Raw genomic sequence first — 18,565 nt, 5'->3', positions numbered from 1 at the left:
TGCATGTTTCTTTCAACTTTCATCCAGCCGCTCCTTAGCCTGCGCCCTCTTCCAGGGTCAGGGAGCGAGGACGCTCTACCCAGCCACCCCGGCCATTGGGAACGATTTCAATGAGCTCGATACGGGTTTCACTAACGCCCACAATGCGACCGTAGTTCTGCCCCATGTAATTTCCCGTGCGGACTCGATGGATCCCGCCGGTATCGTCTTCAATCAGAGCAAACAGATTACCCGATGCACCCTGAAGCGTGCCGACCATTTGAAGTGCTTTCAGGTCAAAATTCTCGAGAACCTCTCTGGGACGATCCAGATCCGGCTCCACATCACTGATCGGCTGTTCGTCCACCATAGTGAGCTGGACATCAATCGGCGGCTCAAAGGGCGCCCGACGATCTGCCGCTGAGTAACTGAAAGCTTCGTACGCCTTGAACTCCGGCAAGGGCTCAACATACCCTCTCGGTTTTGCCCGCGTCTCGGCCATGAACTGATCAAGATCTGAAAATCCGCTGCCCTGGGAGCATGCTGTCAGGAGAGACACCAGACACACACCCAGCCAGGCTTTTACCGCATGCTTTCCTGTCATGCTCATTCTCCAGCCCGGTAGCGGTAAGTACGAGCCAAAACCTGCATATCAAGCCGGTCCGCATCTCCGCCAGTTGGTTTTATCGTCAAGTCGTGTAGCGTTACGATCCGTGGAAGGCTGGCAACGCTGCTGACAAATGATGCCAGCTCATGGTAAGAACCGGACACCCGAATATTGATTGGCAGCTCGGAATAGAAGTCCCGACGCTGTTCCGGTTGCAGCTTCACTTCCTGAAGTGCCAAACCACTACCCAAAGCCGTATTCGTAATGTCTTCAAGCAATCCTGGCACTTCGGTCTCACTTGGCAGCTGTCTTACCAAGGCGCCAAAGGTTTCTTCCATTTCCGCCATCTGGGCCTTGAAAACCTCAAGGTTTGCAACCTGATAGGCTTTCTCTTCATAAGTTTTCCGGAGTTCCTGCTCGGTGCGCTCTACACGCTCAAGTTGAGCATACTGATCCTTGATAAAGAACCAGTAACCACCTCCGGCAATCAGCCCGAAGATAATCAGAACTACGATGAACTTGATTGGAGCAGGCCAGATACCCGCGTTATTGACATCAAGGTCGTTGATATCAAATTCATTGAGACTTTTCAGAGAGTCCGCGAGGCTCATTACTTATCCTCCCCTTCGGGCTCGGGCGTTTTCTGTTTAACCGAGAGATTGAACTGGCTGTAACCGGCCCGGCGACTATCAGCTGCAGAGACATTCGAGAGGTTGGGATCCGTGAACCATTCGGAGTCCTCGAACTGGCGCATAAGCGTGGAAACCCGACTGTTAGACTCCGCCATCCCCACAATATCAACGCGCTCGCCGGTTCGCTTGAGATCGGTGTAGAACAAGCCATCGGGCAATGTCCGCACCAGTTCGTCGAAGACGCGCACGATCACGGGTCGCTTGCCCTGGAGATCCTGAATAACCTGCATTCTGGCAAGGAGCTCATCCCGCTTGCGCTTGAGGTTTTCGATCTCCTTGATCTGCTGGTCCAGCTTTTTGGTGGCGGTCTCGATGTAGGCGTTGCGGGATTGCTGGTAGGCAATCCGGCTATCCATATCGGTTTTCCAGAGGAAGACCAGGCCGCCAGCAATAATCGCAGCGCCCAGAATCATGACCACGAACTGTTTCTGTTTCTCGGCGCGAAGCTCCTCGCGCCATGGTCGTAGGTTAATCTTTGCCATCAGTCGAAGCTCCTCATTGCCAGGCCGCAGGCAATCATCAGGGAAGGCGCATCATTACTCAGTGCCGACGCGTTCACCTTTGAACCTACCGCCATATCTGCAAAAGGATTCGCGACCATGGTCGGCGTTCCCGTTTTTTCTTCGACCATTTCAGTGAGCCCCTGAATCGAGGCCGTGCCTCCGGCCAGAACCACGTAATCGACGGCATTGTATTGACTGGCACCAAAGAAGAACTGAAGCGCGCGGGCAACCTGCTGCACGACAGCCTCGCGGAACGGCGTAAGCACTTCTGACTCGTAATCGTCAGGCAGTCCGCCCTGCTTTTTCGCAAGACCGGCTTCCTCGAGCGACAAACCGTATCGGCGCTGGATTTCCTCGGTCAGCTGTTTGCCACCGAAAATCTGCTCTCGCGTGTAAACGGTCTTGCCACCGGCCAGAACACTCAGCGTGGTCATGGTCGCGCCAATGTCCACGATCGCTACCACCAGCTCCTCTCCCTGAGAGTCCAGCTGAGGCTCGATCAGTGCATAGGCACGCTCAAGGGCATAGGCTTCAACGTCAACCACCTTGGTAGTCAGTGAAGCTATCTCGAGTGCATCCTCGCGCATGTCGACGTTTTCCTTCCGGCAAGCAGCCAGAAGCACATCCACCTGGTCGGGGTTGTTCTCGGAAGGTCCCTGAACCTCGAAGTCGATCGCCACTTCATCCAGCGGGTATGGAATATATTGATCGGCCTCAAGGGCAATCTGATCTTCCATCTCGAATTCGTTCAGGCCGCCATCCATCTGGATAAGCTTGGTAATAACCGCAGAACCAGAGACCGCAACAGCCACCTGTTTGACACCAGAACGGGACTTGGAAGCTACGCGCTTCATTACCTCGCCCACAGCTTCTACGTCCGTAATGTTCTTTTCCACCACGGCATTGGCCGGCAAAGGCTCCACCGCGTAGCTTTCGACCTTATAACGGTCGCCCTGCTTCGATAGCTCCAGAAGTTTGACCGAGCTGGAGCTTATATCCACGCCCAGCACTGCACTGGATTTCTTTCCTAATCCAAACACGCGCTCACCCTATACCTGGTTAGATGCACCCGGTTACGTAACTTATGTGTTTTTTATTTAAGAGAATTTCTTCACCATTCCGTCTACAATGCGTGTTCTTCTTTAGTTGAGAACTATTGCAGCGGTGAAGCACCTCTTCCATCCTAAAGCAATTTCTCAAATGATAGACCTATATCCAACAGTTGTCAGAAAAAAATGTCTCATTTGTTGCGCACATCTCGCCTTTTTGCCTGGTTGTTTCTTACCGGACTGAGTGTCGCCGTTATCGTAACCTCAGGCTTCTATCTTTACCTTCGCCCTGGCCTTCCGCCGGTACATCAGCTTCTGGACATCAAGCTTCAGACGCCATTACGGGTCTATAGCAAAGACAACAGATTAATAGCAGAATTCGGTGAAAAGAGAAGGGCACCCATCACAATCGAACAGATCCCAACAATTCAGTTACAAGCCTTTATGGCAGCTGAAGACTCGCGTTTTTACGAGCACTTCGGGGTCGACATCAAAGGCCTGGCGCGGGCTGCAATCGAACTGGTCTCTACCGGCGAGATCCAGTCCGGGGGCAGTACCATCACAATGCAGGTTGCAAAAAATTACTTTTTGTCACGGGACAGAACCTTTATCCGGAAGTTCAACGAGATACTTCTGGCTCTTCAGATCGAACGTGAACTGGATAAAAACCGCATTCTCGAGCTCTATCTGAACAAGATCTATCTGGGCAATCGGGCCTACGGAATTGCCGCCGCTGCACAGGTTTATTACAACAAGCCGGTCTCGGAACTGTCCCTGGCCCAAATGGCCATGCTCGCCGGCTTGCCAAAAGCGCCCTCGGCATTCAACCCCCTGGCCAATCCGGACCGTGCGATGATCCGGCGCAACTGGATTCTCGGACGAATGCGCGACCTGGGATACATCACTCCGGATGCCCACGAACTTGCTGTTTCCGCCCCCATTACTGCCAGCTACAACAGCACGGAGACTGAAGTCGACGCCGACTATGTTGCCGAAATGGCGAGATCCGAGATGGTTCGGCGGTTCGGCGAGGACGCCTACACCGATGGCTACACCGTCACCCTCACAGTTGACGGCAAGAAACAGCAGGTTGCCACAGAGGCATTAAGAGACGGCCTTGAAGCCTATGATCGGCGCCACGGCTTCAGGGGCCCCATTGGGCAGATTGATCAGGAAACCCTCGCCGAGAGTGAGCCATCAGATCTGATCCTGAACTACCCTCGCGTGGAGTCCCTGCTTCCCGCAATCGTCACAGAGGTTGACGACGAATCCGGCAAAGTGGCGGTGCACGCGCGCCGCATCGGCCCCGCCACCATGGCTTTCGAAACCATGACCTGGGCGAGGCGCTACAAAACTGAAAATCTCACAGGCCCTGAGCCTGAGAAACCCTCCGATGTTGTGGCTCCCGGCGACGTTATCTATGTGCGCGCCCAGAACCCGGAATCGGCCTCGCCAGAGCCAGAAGCCAACGGGAACGAATCCCCGAATGAGCAGTCGGAGCAGCTCGCTGAAGCCTCTGTTGCGCTTGCTCAAATCCCGAGGGTTGAAGGCGCGCTCATTTCACTGAAAGCCAAAACCGGCGCCATTGAGGCACTGAGCGGAGGCTACAGTTTTGGTCAGAGCAAATATAACCGTGCCATACAGGCAAGACGACAGCCTGGCTCCACCTTCAAGCCCTTTCTTTATCTGAGCGCTCTGGAAAGCGGCATGACACCGGCGACCATCTACAACGATGCGCCGATTGTCTTCGATGACTCGGAACTGGAGACTGCCTGGCGCCCCCAGAACTCCTCCGGACAGTTCTATGGCCCAACCCGCCTGCGGGAAGCACTCTATCGCTCACGCAACCTGGTCTCAATCCGACTGCTGCGCGACCTGGGCATCCAGAACACGCTGGATTACCTGGCACAACTGGAAATCCCGGTAGAAAACATGCCGGACGATCTGTCACTCTCCCTGGGCAGCGGGCAGCTTACTCCCATGGAACTTGCCCGAGGCATGGCCGTGATTGCCAACGGAGGCTACGACGTTGAACCCTACCTCATCGAGACTATCACTGACTTTAGCGGTGAGACCATTTACCAGGCGCCGAAAACCGTTCTGTGCGACAAAGACTGCGACGACGATACAGCACAGGAACCATCGGGCGAGCAAGAAGGCTCGCCAAACACCGGCGCCAATGTCTCTGAAACAAGTGAGGACTCGCCCGAGGTTCGGGTTATGCCAAGACTGGCGGACGAACGCTCGGTCTTTATTCTGCATTCAATGATGCAGGACGTCATTCGTCGCGGTACCGGCAGACGAGCGCTGGCCCTTGGCCGGGATGACATCGCCGGCAAAACCGGCACCACCAACGAACAGAAAGACACCTGGTTTGCCGGCTTCAATCACGAAGTGACAACAACTACCTGGGTCGGATTCGACCAACCGGCACCTTTGGGCAGACGCGAATTTGGCGCCAGCACCGCGCTCCCCATCTGGCTGGACTATATGGAAGTGGCGCTCGAAGGGGCACCCTCTTCCTTCATGCCTCGACCCAATGGCATCGTCAATATCCGGATCAACCCCGAAACCGGACAGCGCGCAAGGCCGGGCGAGGATGGCATTTTCGAGGTCTTCCGGGAAGAGGATGCGCCACCGCCCCTGACATCCGAAACCGAGAACGACCGCAATGGAGGCTCCGAGGAAGACGACCTGTCAAGGCGAATCTTCTGACATCAGGAGCAGGCACAAAAAAACCGGCGGGATCACCGCCGGTTTTTTATACCCTGGATGACAGATCAGATAATGTCGTCCATTGACTTCAGCGGGTAGTGCGCAGGGTATGGATTACGTGCAACGCCGGAATCCACGGCAGCGCGAGCAACGGCGGCCGGCACAACTTCCAGCAAGCGGACGTCCATCGGCTTGGGAATGATGTACTCTTTCCCGAACTCGAAACTCTCCACACCGTATGCCTCGCAAATTTCCTGAGGCACAGGCTCCTTGGCCAGCTCACGGATTGCATTGACGGCCGCCACCTTCATTTCCTCGTTGATCGCGGTGGCACGAACGTCCAGCGCTCCACGGAAAATGAACGGGAAACCCAACACATTGTTAACCTGGTTCGGATAATCAGAGCGACCGGTGGCCATGATCAGATCATCGCGGGTTGCCAGGGCAATTTCCGGGCTAATCTCCGGATCCGGGTTGGAGCAGGCGAAAACGATCGGCTTGGGAGCCATTTTCTTGAGCTGTTCAGCAGTCAGGAGATCCGGACCGGACAGCCCCAGGAATACGTCAGCACCATCAATCGCGTCGTCCAGAGTGCGCTTGTCCGTGTCGTTGGCGAACATTGCCTTGTACTGATTCAAATCATCACGACCAGAGTGGATCACACCCTTGCGGTCAAGCATGAAGATGTTCTCAGAACGAATACCGCAGCTGATCAGAATCTTCATGCAGGCAATGGCGGCAGCACCGGCACCCAGGCAGACCACCCTCGCCTCTTCAATCTTTTTGCCCTGCAGCTCGAGGGCATTGATCATGCCGGCTGCAGTTACGATGGCAGTACCATGCTGGTCATCGTGGAAGATGGGCACGTTGCACTTTTCGATCAGCGCGCGCTCAATTTCAAAGCACTCGGGCGCTTTGATGTCTTCCAGATTGATACCACCGAAGGTATCTGCAATACGCTCAACTGTTTCGATAAACGCCTGCGGGCTCTCGGAATTGACTTCAATATCGAAGACATCAATTCCGGCAAAGCGCTTGAACAGTACGCCCTTGCCTTCCATAACCGGCTTGCTTGCCAGCGGACCCAGGTTACCCAGACCAAGAATCGCAGAACCATCAGAGATGACAGCCACCAGGTTGCCCTTGGCAGTGTACTTGTATGCGTTCTCCGGGTCCTTTGCGATCTCGCGGACCGGTTCGGCAACCCCGGGGCTATACGCCAGGGAAAGGTCGCGGGAGGTCTTGGTTGGCTTGGTGATTTCGACACTCAGCTTACCAGGCCGCGGCTTGGCGTGATATTCAAGGGCTGCTTCTTTCAGATCTTGAGACATTGCCACTGTTCCGTTTGTCACGTTTAAAGGTAGTGAACCGCCGAAGCCAGAGAGCCTCAGATCAACTCCGAATCGAAGGCCCCTACTCGGCGGAGCGCGCCATTATGGCCCGCCAGCCCGGAAACGACAAGTGCCTCATGAACATTTTGTGAACAGTCAATAGGGCTAATTGCGTATGTATCTTATAGATACACTCTGACAACCGAGCACAAAAAAAGCGCCCGAAGGCGCTTTTCCCGAATCCAGCTCGATCAGTCTTTCTTGGCGCCGATGCGACCACCGAAACGCTTCTGGAAACGGTCGATACGACCACCGGTATCCATAACTTTCTGCTTGCCGGTGTAGAATGGGTGGCACTGGGAACACACATCCAGCTGCAGATCATGGGTGTAGGTAGAACGAGTCTTGAATGTATTACCGCAAGAGCAGGTCGCAGTAATCTCTTCGTACTTCGGGTGGATACCTTCTTTCATGGCGAACCTCGTTAGGTCATGCCGCTACCTGATCACGGGGCATCGAATCTGCCCAGGCGCCAGGCACCGCACGTTTGAATCAATTGAGAAGACGGGGCACAATCATGCCCTGCCGGAAACAGACCGCGAATCTTACTTGCAATTAGTTCTGCAGGCAAGCACCACACTGACTTCCGGACTCGCCCACCTTGGATTTCGCGGCAGGCCGCCGACTAGACAGGATAAGGAAAAACCGTGACACCCGTCATCCCGTGGAGCACTCAGTGCCGTTGATCGCACGCATTGCCTTGAATCGTCCCCTGCGTCGACTCTTCGATTACATTATCCCGGAAGGCCTTGAACTGACGCCTGGTCAGAGGGTGCGAATACCCTTTGGCCGGCAGCAGGCAACGGGTCTTGTTGTTCAGGTGGGCGTTGAGCCTCCTCCCGGCATCACTCTCAAGGCTGTGGCAGGGGCAATGGAAAACTGGCCTGCATTGCCCGTGGAAACCTTCAAGCTTCTCAGTTGGGCAAGCGACTATTACCAGCATCCGCTCGGCGAATGCCTGTTCACTGCCCTGCCCCCAGCACTCAGACGAGGGCGCATTGCAGAGGAAAAAAAGGATCAGTGGTGGCTGGCAATCGACAGCGGCTCGACGATTCCCGCGAATGCGCATAAACAAAAAGCCCTTTGGGATTGGCTGAACCAGCGATCCAACGGCGCCCCGACAACCGATATTCTGAGGGCGGGATTCAACCGGGCGCAACTCAAGGCACTGCAGGAGAAGCAACTGATCGAGGTTGTCTCGCCAGCCCGACCGGCGGATTTCAATGAAGCCCCCGAGCTGCTGGCCCGCCGACCCAGATTATCCGAGGCGCAGACATCTGCCGCCGAGCAGCTGGCTACCCCGGACGAAGGGTTTTCCGCCTTCCTTCTGTACGGCATCACCGGTAGCGGAAAAACCGAGATCTACCTTCATTACCTGAAAGAACACCTGGGAAATCAGGATCAGGCCCTGGTACTGGTTCCGGAGATCAATCTGACGCCCCAAACGGTCGCCCGATTCCAGCGCTATTTTGGCGCACGGATTGTCGTATGGCACTCAGCGCTGAACGACAGTGAACGTCTGACGACATGGCTGAAAGTGCGGAACGGCGAGCCCGTTATCCTTGTAGGTACGCGATCGGCTGCTTTGCTACCGTTCACCAACCTGCGAACGATCATTGTCGATGAAGAACATGACAGCTCTTACAAGCAGGGTGAAGGTTTTCGGTACTCCGGCCGGGACCTGGCCGTCTACCGCGCGCACCTGAACAAGTGTCCCGTCATTCTGGGATCCGCCACTCCGTCGCTGGAATCCGTTCATAACGCGAAGCAGGCCAAATACCATCTGGTGAAGCTTGAAGAGCGCGCCGGCAATGCTGCGCCTCCGGTCATCAGCTTGCTGGATATCCGGAGTCGCCCATTGGAGGGCGGCCTCTCCCGCCCCGCCTTGAATGCCATCGAACAGATTCTGGCAAAAGGGGAGCAGGCGCTGGTTTTCGTCAATCGGCGAGGATTTGCCCCGGTCATGATGTGCTTTGACTGCGGCCACATGGTTGAATGCCCGCGCTGTGACACTCGCCTAACCTACCACCGCCGGGACCGGGCGATGAGATGCCACCACTGCGACTACCAGACGGCGGCGACCGAGCAGTGCCCAAAGTGCAAGAGTGAGGCCTTCAAACCGGTTGGGCAGGGCACCGAGAGAACGGAGGACATTCTTGCCACGGCTTTCCCGGATACACCAGTGGTGCGAGTGGATCGCGACAGTACGCAGCGCAAAGGCAGCATCCAGGGCATCCTGAACCAGGTAAACACCGGCAAACCGTGCGTGCTTGTGGGCACCCAGATGCTGGCGAAAGGACACGACTTCCCGAATGTCACACTCGTGGTGGTGGTAAACGCGGATGGTGGGCTGTTTAGCGTGGACTTTCGCGCCCCCGAGCAACTCATACAGACTCTTCTGCAGGTCAGTGGCCGTGCCGGACGGGGCACAAAGCCCGGCAAAGTGCTTGTGCAAACCTGCCACAGCGACCACCCGCTGTTAAAGACACTGTGCGAGGGCCACTACCTCGACATCGCCGACCAACTCCTGAAAGAGCGGGAAGAAGGCCAATTCCCGCCATTCCGCGCCATGGCTATCTTCAGGGCAGAAGGCGACACCATGGAGAAAAGCTTGCAAGCGCTGGATACAATTAAGCCCCTCGCGAATACCACAGGCATCGAAACCTGGGGGCCGTTGCCAGCCATGATTGCCCGGCGCGCTGACAAGCACCGTGCGCAACTGATTCTCAACGCCCGCAACCGGAAAAAGCTGAACAGCCTGCTGACCGGAATCTGTCAGGAACTGGACCAGAGAAAGCTGCCTGCCGGGGTCAAATGGATGATTGATGTTGATCCGCAGGAGACAGGATAATTTGAGCCGAGACTGCGGAATCCCGAGCCTTTTGCTTGCAGCCAAACTTTCCGCGATAATAGCCGCCTTCTGTTTTCAACGGGCCTCCTGCCCCGAATCCAATTCTCCTGTAAACCGAGTCATCTGACAGCATGAAAGAGACCGTTTCCGATCTGCTCCAGTCTGCACTGGCAGCACTCCAAGCCGATGGCACGCTGCCTGCGGACCAGTCCTTCACTCCACAGGTGGGCAATACCAAGGACAAGTCCCACGGCGATTATGCCTGCAACATTGCCCTGGTTGCCTCGAAAGCGGCTGGCTGCGCGCCCCGCAAACTGGCGGAGGCTCTGATCGAGAACCTGCCTGAGAGCAGTGCGGTGGAGAAGGTGGAGATTGCCGGGCCCGGTTTTATCAACTTCTTTATGAGCACTGCGAGTGCCTTCGAAGTGGTCAATACCATACTGGATGAAGGCGATCGTTTCGGCCGCAACAATCAGGGCCAGGGCGAAAAAGTTCAGGTGGAGTTTGTCTCGGCCAACCCCACAGGCCCCCTCCACGTTGGCCACGGCCGTGGCGCTGCGATCGGCGACTGCCTTTGCCGGCTGTTGGAAGCAAACGGTTACGATGTAACCCGGGAGTTCTACTACAACGACGCCGGGGCGCAGATTGATAACCTGGCGCTCTCAGTCCAGTCGCGGGTGAAAGGTCTGACGCCGGACGACGAAAGCTGGCCGGCGGACGGCTACCGGGGCGATTACATTGTTGATGTTGCCAAGGCCTACCTTGCCGGCGACACCGTTACTGCAGACGATCGGGAAGTGACCGCCAAGGCGGATCCGGAGGACCGCGATGCCATCCGCGAATTCGCCGTCGCCTACCTGCGGCGGGAGCAGGATCTGGACCTGAAAGCCTTCGGGGTTCAGTTCGATGTCTATTTCCTGGAATCCTCCCTGTACGAAGACGGCAAGGTCGAAGCCACGGTCAAACGCCTGCAGGAAAATGGCTACACCTACGAGCAGGATGGCGCCATGTGGCTGAAGACCACCGAGTTCGGCGATGACAAGGACCGGGTCATGCGCAAGAAGGATGGTGGTTACACCTACTTCCTGCCGGATGTCGCCTATCATCTGGACAAGTGGCAACGGGGCTTCACCACCGTGATTAACGAACAGGGAGCCGACCATCACTCAACCGTTACCCGCGTCCGCGCCGGCTTGCAGGCACTGAATGCTGGCATTCCTCAAGGCTGGCCTGATTACGTGCTGCACCAGATGGTAATGGTGACCCGCTCCGGCCAAGAGGTAAAAATCTCCAAACGCGCGGGCAGCTATGTCACAGTCCGGGACCTGATTGATGAAGTGGGCCGCGATGCCACCCGATTCTTCCTGGCCGCGCGCCGCGTCGATTCACAATTGACCTTCGATATCGATCTGGCTCGCTCCCAGACCAATGAAAACCCGGTCTATTACGTTCAGTATGCCCACGCGCGCATCTGCAGCGTGCTTCGAAAACTGGCCGAGCAAGGTGTAGAGCGCAGTCGCAACGAATGTATTGGCGACCTCTCCCTGCTGACGCTTGACGAGGAAAAGGACTTGGCCAACCAGCTGGCCAAGTATCCGGAGCTCATTGCCAATTCCGCCGCGCAACGTGAGCCGCACCATCTCACGCACTACCTGCGGGACCTGGCGGGCCAGTTCCATACGTATTACAACGCCCATAAGGTATTGATTGAAGATGCCGCCGTTCGTGATGCCAGGATCAGCCTCTACCTTGCCATCCGGCAGGTTATTGCCAACGGCTTGGACCTGTTGGGCGTCAGCGCACCGGAAGAGATGTAACACGAATGTCCCGAGATTACGCCCGCAAGGACAGGCCCGCCAAAGCGTCGGCCACGTCGCGCACGAAACCGGCGAGGCAGACAAAGCCAAAAGCGGCCCGCCCAAAACCCAAGGCCAGTGCCCGTGCCCAGCACGGCAGCTTGTCACTCAAGTGGATTCTGTCCCTGGCGGCCGTGGGCGGCTTTATCGGGTTTATCGTCTACCTGAACTCCTTGCCAACGAGTCCGCATTCGCAGCAGCCATCAGTCACTGAGAAACCGGTCCAGAAACCTGCGAAGACGCCCGCAGAGACCGCGAAGGAAGAGGAAAAACCCGGCTTCCGTTTCTACGAAATGCTGCCGGAATCCGAGGTGGTGCCGCCGAAAGTCGAAGAATACACGCCTGGACCGACTCAAACAGATTTCAATTATCTGCTTCAGTCCGGCTCTTTCCGCAGCAAGGAGGACGCCGAACGACAGCGGGCCCAGATTGCCTTCCAGGGTTTGCGGGCAAGTACCCAGAGGATTGACCTGGACAACGGTTCGGTCTGGTACCGCGTCAACGTTGGCCCCTTCACCTCCCGAAGCCAGATGAACTCCGCCATCGACAAACTGGTTTCCCTGAATATCCAGCCACTGGTCCGGAAGATCCCCAAGGAAGGCTGATCTTTCGGGCCTGTTGCGAACACCTTGAATTCGCACCAGAAGCCTCCATAACAACGGGATACCAATTTCAATCAGGCAATTGGAGCCCAAATGACTACCATTCTTTCCGTCAGGCGCGATGACGAAGTTGCCATGGGTGGCGACGGCCAGGTTTCCCTCGGCAATACCGTAATGAAAGGCAATGCCCGGAAGGTTCGCCGCCTCTACAACGGCCAGGTGATCGCCGGCTTCGCGGGCGGTACCGCCGATGCCTTCACCCTGTTCGAGCGATTCGAAGCCCAGCTTGAAAAACACCAGGGCAACCTCACCAGGGCTGCGGTGGAATTGGCGAAAGACTGGCGAACTGACCGTGCGCTGCGCCGGCTCGAGGCCTTGCTGGCTGTAGCGGACAAAACCGCCTCGCTGATCATCACCGGCAACGGGGATGTGATCGAGCCGGAACAGGGCCTGATTGCCATCGGGTCTGGCGGGCCCTTTGCCCAGGCTTCAGCCCGGGCCTTGCTGGAAAACACAGACCTGTCCGCCCACGAGATAGTCGAGAAAGGTCTGGATATCGCCGCCGATATTTGTATCTACACCAACCACAATCGCACCCTTGAAGTGCTCTCCAAAAACGACTGATCCGGAGCGACCATGTCTGCAATGACTCCCCGTGAGATTGTCCACGAGCTCAACAAACACATCGTGGGCCAGGAAGAAGCCAAGCGGGCGGTGGCTATCGCCCTGAGAAATCGCTGGCGCCGGATGCAGCTGGACAGCAGCCTGCGCGATGAGATCACTCCCAAGAACATCCTGATGATCGGTCCCACGGGTGTGGGTAAAACCGAGATTGCCCGGCGCCTCGCAAAATTGGCCGATGCCCCGTTTCTGAAAGTGGAGGCCACCAAATTCACCGAAGTCGGCTACGTCGGCCGCGACGTGGAATCCATCATTCGTGATCTGGCGGATATGGCCGTCAAGATGCTGCGCGAAGCAGAAATGAAGCGTCACGAAGAACGGGCATTGGACGCGGCGGAAGAGCGCATCCTTGATGCACTGATCCCGCCGCCCCGGGATTTCGGTGAAGACAGCCAACGCAGTTCCGACTCCTCCACTCGCCAGCTGTTCCGGAAAAAACTCCGGGAGGGCGAACTGGATGACAAGGAAATCGAGATCGACCTGCGTAATTCCAGCGCCGGAGTCGAAATTATGGCGCCCCCGGGCATGGAGGAGATGACCAACCAGCTGCAGAGCATGTTCTCCAACCTGTCTTCCGACAAGCGAAAAACACGGAAGATGAAGGTTTCAGACGCCCTCAAGCGGGCCAAGGAAGAAGAGGCTGCGAAGCTGGTCAACGAAGAAGAGATCAAACAGAAAGCCATTCAGGCCGTCGAGCAGAATGGCATCGTGTTCGTGGATGAGATCGACAAGGTCGCCAAGCGATCCGAGAATACCTCGTCGGATGTTTCCCGCGAAGGCGTCCAACGCGATCTGCTCCCGTTAATCGAGGGCAGCACCGTGAGCACGAAATACGGTTCTGTGCGCACCGATCATATTCTGTTTATTGCCTCCGGCGCGTTCCATCTGTCCAAGCCCTCGGACCTGATTCCGGAGCTGCAGGGCCGCTTGCCGATCCGCGTTGAGCTTCAGGCACTGACACCCGAAGATTTCAAGCGCATCCTGACAGAACCGGATGCCTCCCTGGTACAGCAATACGAAGCCCTGATGCTGACCGAAGGAGTAAAACTGACGTTCCGGGAGGATGCCATTGCCCGTATCGCCGAGGTTGCCTGGAAGGTGAACGAGAGCACTGAAAACATCGGTGCCCGGCGGCTGCACACCGTCCTTGAGCGGTTGCTTGAAACCCTGTCCTTCGATGCCGGCGACAAGGTTACCGATGGCTTCGAGGTAACCGCCGAATACGTGGATGAAAAACTTGGAGAGTTGTCCGAAGACGAGGATCTGAGCCGGTACATCCTGTAGGCGTGAGCGAGACGGGGCAGATGACACAGTCATCTGCCCCCCTCACCTACTGAACATTACTGCGCCTTTGAAAAGAGGTGCGACACGTTAGTCAAGCCACCCGCCAACCGGCCCTTCTCGGCTTTTTTCTTCCTGCCCTTGGCCACATACAGTGGCAGCATTTCGCCATATAGACTGGTACTGATCGTCCGCTGCTCGTCTTCAAGGCGATCCCGGCGAAGCTTGATGCCATATTTCGCCAGCTTGGGCTCCAGCTGATCTGCGCGACTCAGAAGATCCCGCCGTGTCATCTGATAGGCGTGCTCACACACCATTCTACGGGACTGGAAGCTGAATACGTTGGAGAAGAACAGCTTGGCGTCGTCTCGGGTGGGTTCAAACAGCAGAATATCCTTGTCGGGATAATCCCGGGCATACTGGGCAATGCCCGACTGCATCCTTGAGTACACCATGGTCCTGAAGGTCTGTGACAGAACGTTTGGCATACCTGAGCGGGTCAGCTCGCCCGGCTTCATGGAGCCGGCCCGGACCGCTGCACTGGCATCAATCGGCACCTGGGGATTCACGGCGAAAACCAGGTCGGCACCGTCTTCAAAAGCCACGGAGGCGTGCAAACCCTTGCGCAGTGTACCGTCCACATAATACCGCCCATCGATTTCCACTGGCACATACAACCCCGGCGAGGCAGTGCTGGCCTGAATCGCCTTGGAAATGGGCACATGGTCAAAACCGGGAGCGCCAAAACAGACCGCTTCGGTACTCTCAACATCGGCAGCCACGATGTAGAGGCTGCGCTTGAGCTGACGGAAATCGTTGGTGCGGCCAAGCATGGTAAAGGCCCGCTTGAGATACTCATGCAGGCCCTCGTTATCAAACAAGCCGGCAGGGGCTGCCTGGGCCAGGATGGTCATGGCTTCCAGCAGACTCTGATCGTAGGGGTTGTTGACGAAGCGACTCACTGCCGTCGAAACCAACCCGGGAATTGCCAGCAATCGACTGCCAATCTCCCGGAAAGCCGGGCGATAGAATACTTCCGGATGGAACGGGTGTACTTCCGCCTCGTTACGCACGAAAATCCGGCAAAGTTGCGCCGTGGTCATCTGGTTGGCGAGATTCGCCGCCACAAAAGAGCCGCCATTAACACCAACATAGACATCGATGTTGTTGAAATCGAGACCATCAAGTGCCTCATCCAGCGCCCGGAGCGCTCCGATTTCATAAATGCCGCCCAGAGGACCACCGCCACCAAGGGCAAGCCCGATGCGGGGAGCGGGTTTATGGTCAATTGGCGAGCTCATAGCCTTCCCTTTTCCGGATTAAGAATGCGGGTCCTTCAGGCAGACCGCCGGATAATTCCAGTTTCAAGATAACAACCGTATTTAGAGTGCGCACCCTATATTGCCCAAACCCGTACCTGCGATCAGGAAACGGCGGCCTCTGATACCACCATAGCCGTCGACTTGCCGGGGCGCAGGTAACGGCCGAAGCCGGCATTACGCAACGCCAGGTCGACACAGCTCTTGATCACGTGAGGCGAGTCCAGTAACAACACATCCTCCAATAGCTGAATGGCCCACTCACGGCTGACACTGCGAATCACCGATTTGACCTTGGGCAAGCTGGCGGCGTTCATGGACAGGGAATCGTAACCCATGGCCATCAACAGCAGCGCACCGCCGGGATCACCCGCCAGTTCACCGCAGATGCCAACAGGCTTGCCCACCGAGTGAGCGTCCTGGGCGATTCGCACCAGCGCCTGGAGCACCGCCGGGTGATACGAGTGATAGAGCTGGGCAACCCGGGGATTGTTACGATCCACCGCCAGCAGATACTGGGTCAGGTCGTTGGAACCAACAGAGAGGAAGTCCACCCTGTCCGCCAGTTCCCGAATCTGGTAAACGGCAGCGGGGATTTCGACCATCACGCCCACCTTGGGCATGTGAATGTCGTAACCCTCTTCCCGAACTTCGTGGTACACCCGGTAAATCAGGTGCAGGGACTCCTCCACCTCCGAGATGTTGGAGATCATTGGCAGCATGATCTGGAGGTTGTTCAACCCCTCGCTGGCCTTGAGCATGGCCCGAACCTGAACCAGGAAGATCTCCGGGTGGTCGAGGGTAACGCGGATACCCCGCCAGCCCAGGAACGGGTTTTCCTCCTGGATCGGGAAATAGGTCAGCGCCTTGTCGCCGCCAATATCCAGCGTACGCATGGTAACGGGGCTCGGCGCGAAGGCTTCGAGCTGCTCCCGGTAATACTCTCGCTGCTCCTGCTCTGAGGGGAAGCGGTCCTTGATCATGAAGGGCACTTCGGTCCGGTAAAGACCGATACCCTCGGCACCGTGCGAGAGCGAGCGCACCACATCGGTCATCAACCCGGTGTTCACCAGCAGTGAGACCCGATGGTGATCGGTGGTTTCACAGGGCTTGTCCTTGAGAACTTCAAGCCCGCGAATAAGTTCGTCTTCTTCGTCGCAGATCGCCTGGTAGTAGGAGCGGAGGTCTGCCGATGGCGAAGCAAAAATCTGGCCCTCAAAGCCGTCTACGATCAGCTCCTTGCCGTCGAGCTGATTTACGGGAATATCGACCAGCCCCATAACAGTCGGCACGCCCATGGCGCGTGCCAGAATGGCGACATGAGAGTTACTGGAGCCTTTGACCGACACCAGACCCACCAGCTGCCCCTTGGGGACCTCGCCAAGCATGGCCGGTGTCAGCTCTTCGCTGACCAGGACCGTGCGCTCGGGGTAGTTCAGGTGTTTCTGCTCGCCTTCCTGCAGATGAGACAGCAGACGGCGGCCCAGGTCCCGGATATCAACAGCGCGTTCCTGCAGGTAATGATCGTCCATCATCTCGAAATGACGGATGTACTGCTGGACCACCTGCTTGAGAGCGCCCTGGGCCCAGATCCCTTCCCTGATCTTGTTCGACACCTCACCAGGCATGGCATCGTCGCCCAGCATTCTCAGATAGACATCGAACAGGGCCTGCTCTTCAGGACGCAGCTGCGAAGCCAACCGCTTGGCAACCCGCTCGATATCTTCCCTCACCGCTTTAACCGACGCTCCGAACAGGGCCAGTTCCTGATCAATATCGTCAGTCGGCTTTTCCGGAACCACATCAAGGTCAGCGGATGGATAAACGACAACGCCATTGCCGATGGCAACACCTGGAGCACCCGGCACGCCGTTAAAACTGACATCGTGTGCCTCCTCACCGGTCAGGGACAGGCCACTGATGGCGCCGGTGGCTTCACTATGGGCTATGACCCCCGCCAGCTGAGCGGAAACGGTTACCAGGAATGCCTCTTCGCCCTCATCAAAGCACCGGGAACTCTCCCTCTGCTGGACAACGAGCACACCCAACACCCGGCGATGGTGAATGATCGGAACACCCAGGAACGAGCGGAAGCGCTCCTCACCAGTCTCGGGGAAGTAACGATAGCGTGGATGGGAGGGCGCATCCTCGAGGTTGATAGGCTCCTCACGAGAGCCCACCAGGCCGACAAGACCCTCTGAATAGGCCAGGCTCACCTGGCCAACCGCCTTGCGGTAAAGGCCTTCGGTGGCCATCAAAATGTAGCGGTTGGTGGCAGGGTCAAGCAGGTAGACGGAACAGACCTCGGTTCCCATGGCTTTCTGCACCCGCGATACAATGATATCCAGCGCCTCCTGCAGATCGCGGGCGCTGTTTACCTCTTGTACTAGACTTCGCAGAATGCTCAGCATGGCGGTGTCAGTCCGTCATTTCTGGTGTTCCTGTAAACGCCGATTCTGCTCCGCCCTGTGCCACTGCTCCATGTTGTAGAACAGTCGCGGCGCAAGCTCTCTCAGCGCGCGTCGATACACTTCTCGCTTGAATGAAACCACCTGCCCCAACGGATACCAGTAGCTTACCCACTGCCAGCCGTCGAACTCCGGTGAATCCGTACCGTCCACGCAAACCTGCGCGTCCGGCGATAACATCCTCAGCAGGAACCATTTCTGTTTTTGGCCCACACAAACGGGGTGGGAGTTTTGGCGTACCATCCTCCTCGGGAGTCGATACCTCAGCCAGCCTCGCGTGCAGCTGATGATTTCCACATCGTTTGCACAGAGGCCGATTTCCTCTCCAAGCTCCCGGTACAGCGCATCCTCGGGGGATTCATCATGTTTGATGCCACCCTGGGGAAACTGCCAGGAGTCCTGCCCTATTCGCCTTGCCCAGAGAACTTCTCCTCTGTGATTGGCCAGAATGATTCCGACGTTGGGTCTGAAACCGTCTGAATCGATCACGGCACAGTCCTCTCAAAAGTCGGTTGACCGGTACAAAAATTCACCGGTCGGATTTGTCCAAGTTGCTCTCATTCTTACAGAA

General features: G+C 56.8%; 15 protein-coding genes. 6 read left to right on the top strand and 9 right to left on the bottom strand.

The annotated features are described in order from the left end of the window. Nucleotides 1–34: 34 nt before the first annotated feature. From ACP86_RS13495 to ACP86_RS13480, 4 genes are read right to left on the bottom strand one after another with little or no spacing between them, the layout of a single operon-like run. Nucleotides 35–583, bottom strand: a complete 549-nt coding sequence (locus ACP86_RS13495; protein ID WP_008170793.1) for a pilus assembly protein PilP — start codon at nt 581–583, stop codon at nt 35–37. A gap of 2 nt (nt 584–585) precedes the next feature. Next, complete coding sequence (locus ACP86_RS13490; RefSeq protein WP_008170795.1) at nt 586–1,197, bottom strand: type 4a pilus biogenesis protein PilO; 612 nt, start codon at nt 1,195–1,197, stop codon at nt 586–588. Next, nucleotides 1,197–1,760, bottom strand: coding sequence for a PilN domain-containing protein (locus tag ACP86_RS13485; protein WP_053114373.1), 564 nt, complete (start codon nt 1,758–1,760; stop codon nt 1,197–1,199). Before ACP86_RS13485 ends, ACP86_RS13490 begins: the two co-directional genes overlap by 1 nt. Continuing rightward, nucleotides 1,760–2,821: a pilus assembly protein PilM gene (locus ACP86_RS13480; protein ID WP_053114371.1), complete on the bottom strand. Its 1,062-nt coding sequence runs from the start codon at nt 2,819–2,821 to the stop codon at nt 1,760–1,762. The genes ACP86_RS13485 and ACP86_RS13480 overlap by 1 nt, the downstream gene beginning before the upstream one ends. 195 nt (nt 2,822–3,016) lie before the next feature. On the opposite strand from ACP86_RS13480, the gene ACP86_RS13475 reads away from it, so the two are divergent. Further along, nucleotides 3,017–5,545, top strand: coding sequence for a penicillin-binding protein 1A (locus ACP86_RS13475; RefSeq protein WP_053114369.1), 2,529 nt, complete (start codon nt 3,017–3,019; stop codon nt 5,543–5,545). Nucleotides 5,546–5,610: 65 nt separating this feature from the next. On the opposite strand, the gene ACP86_RS13470 is transcribed toward ACP86_RS13475, so the two are convergent. Together ACP86_RS13470 and rpmE are read right to left on the bottom strand one after the other, a co-directional pair. After that, the gene (locus tag ACP86_RS13470) at nt 5,611–6,876 is read right to left on the bottom strand and encodes a malic enzyme-like NAD(P)-binding protein (protein WP_053114367.1); all 1,266 of its coding nucleotides are present in this window, start codon (nt 6,874–6,876) and stop codon (nt 5,611–5,613) included. Between the two features lie 251 nt (nt 6,877–7,127). Continuing rightward, on the bottom strand, nt 7,128–7,349 hold the full coding sequence (gene rpmE, locus ACP86_RS13465) for a 50S ribosomal protein L31 (protein WP_008170804.1): 222 nt from the start codon (nt 7,347–7,349) through the stop codon (nt 7,128–7,130). A gap of 263 nt (nt 7,350–7,612) precedes the next feature. Here rpmE and ACP86_RS13460 point away from each other — a divergent pair, with 263 nt between their 5' ends. The 5 genes from ACP86_RS13460 to hslU all read left to right on the top strand — a co-directional run bounded on the left by ACP86_RS13460 (nt 7,613) and on the right by hslU (nt 14,210). Then, on the top strand, nt 7,613–9,787 hold the full coding sequence (locus ACP86_RS13460; protein WP_094182549.1) for a primosomal protein N': 2,175 nt from the start codon (nt 7,613–7,615) through the stop codon (nt 9,785–9,787). Between the two features lie 131 nt (nt 9,788–9,918). Then, complete coding sequence (gene argS / locus ACP86_RS13455; RefSeq protein ID WP_053114363.1) at nt 9,919–11,604, top strand: arginine--tRNA ligase; 1,686 nt, start codon at nt 9,919–9,921, stop codon at nt 11,602–11,604. 5 nt (nt 11,605–11,609) lie between these two features. Further along, the gene (locus tag ACP86_RS13450; protein WP_053114361.1) at nt 11,610–12,248 is read left to right on the top strand and encodes an SPOR domain-containing protein; all 639 of its coding nucleotides are present in this window, start codon (nt 11,610–11,612) and stop codon (nt 12,246–12,248) included. 90 nt (nt 12,249–12,338) lie between these two features. Continuing rightward, the gene (gene hslV / locus ACP86_RS13445) at nt 12,339–12,869 is read left to right on the top strand and encodes an ATP-dependent protease subunit HslV (RefSeq protein WP_008170810.1); all 531 of its coding nucleotides are present in this window, start codon (nt 12,339–12,341) and stop codon (nt 12,867–12,869) included. 12 nt (nt 12,870–12,881) lie between these two features. Further along, complete coding sequence (gene hslU / locus ACP86_RS13440) at nt 12,882–14,210, top strand: HslU--HslV peptidase ATPase subunit (RefSeq protein WP_008170812.1); 1,329 nt, start codon at nt 12,882–12,884, stop codon at nt 14,208–14,210. A 56-nt stretch (nt 14,211–14,266) separates the two neighbouring features. Here hslU and ACP86_RS13435 read toward each other — a convergent pair whose 3' ends face one another. From ACP86_RS13435 to ACP86_RS13425, 3 genes are all read right to left on the bottom strand, one after another. Continuing rightward, the gene (locus ACP86_RS13435; protein WP_008170814.1) at nt 14,267–15,508 is read right to left on the bottom strand and encodes a patatin-like phospholipase family protein; all 1,242 of its coding nucleotides are present in this window, start codon (nt 15,506–15,508) and stop codon (nt 14,267–14,269) included. A gap of 122 nt (nt 15,509–15,630) precedes the next feature. Next, on the bottom strand, nt 15,631–17,937 hold the full coding sequence (gene ptsP / locus ACP86_RS13430) for a phosphoenolpyruvate--protein phosphotransferase (protein WP_053114359.1): 2,307 nt from the start codon (nt 17,935–17,937) through the stop codon (nt 15,631–15,633). Nucleotides 17,938–17,952: 15 nt separating this feature from the next. Then, nucleotides 17,953–18,483 (bottom strand): RNA pyrophosphohydrolase, encoded by a 531-nt coding sequence (locus ACP86_RS13425; RefSeq protein WP_041644941.1) that lies wholly within the window; start codon nt 18,481–18,483, stop codon nt 17,953–17,955. Between the last annotated feature and the right edge of the window lie 82 nt (nt 18,484–18,565).

The sequence above is a fragment of the Marinobacter sp. CP1 genome (assembly GCF_001266795.1).
Lineage (GTDB): Bacteria > Pseudomonadota > Gammaproteobacteria > Pseudomonadales > Oleiphilaceae > Marinobacter > Marinobacter flavimaris.
Note: the sequence above shows the minus strand (reverse complement) of the source record. Positions and strands in the feature narration are given on the sequence as shown.

Bases quoted from the DNA above. Each gene is read 5' to 3' on its own strand.
- ACP86_RS13495 (WP_008170793.1), bottom strand. From the start codon at position 583: ATGACAGGAAAGCATGCGGTAAAAGCCTGGCTGGGTGTGTGTCTGGTG.
- ACP86_RS13490 (WP_008170795.1), bottom strand. From the start codon at position 1,197: ATGAGCCTCGCGGACTCTCTGAAAAGTCTCAATGAATTTGATATCAAC.
- ACP86_RS13485 (WP_053114373.1), bottom strand. From the start codon at position 1,760: ATGGCAAAGATTAACCTACGACCATGGCGCGAGGAGCTTCGCGCCGAG.
- ACP86_RS13475 (WP_053114369.1), top strand. From the start codon at position 3,017: ATGTCTCATTTGTTGCGCACATCTCGCCTTTTTGCCTGGTTGTTTCTT.
- ACP86_RS13470 (WP_053114367.1), bottom strand. From the start codon at position 6,876: ATGTCTCAAGATCTGAAAGAAGCAGCCCTTGAATATCACGCCAAGCCG.
- rpmE (WP_008170804.1), bottom strand. From the start codon at position 7,349: ATGAAAGAAGGTATCCACCCGAAGTACGAAGAGATTACTGCGACCTGC.
- argS (WP_053114363.1), top strand. From the start codon at position 9,919: ATGAAAGAGACCGTTTCCGATCTGCTCCAGTCTGCACTGGCAGCACTC.
- ACP86_RS13450 (WP_053114361.1), top strand. From the start codon at position 11,610: ATGTCCCGAGATTACGCCCGCAAGGACAGGCCCGCCAAAGCGTCGGCC.
- hslV (WP_008170810.1), top strand. From the start codon at position 12,339: ATGACTACCATTCTTTCCGTCAGGCGCGATGACGAAGTTGCCATGGGT.
- hslU (WP_008170812.1), top strand. From the start codon at position 12,882: ATGTCTGCAATGACTCCCCGTGAGATTGTCCACGAGCTCAACAAACAC.
- ACP86_RS13435 (WP_008170814.1), bottom strand. From the start codon at position 15,508: ATGAGCTCGCCAATTGACCATAAACCCGCTCCCCGCATCGGGCTTGCC.
- ptsP (WP_053114359.1), bottom strand. From the start codon at position 17,937: ATGCTGAGCATTCTGCGAAGTCTAGTACAAGAGGTAAACAGCGCCCGC.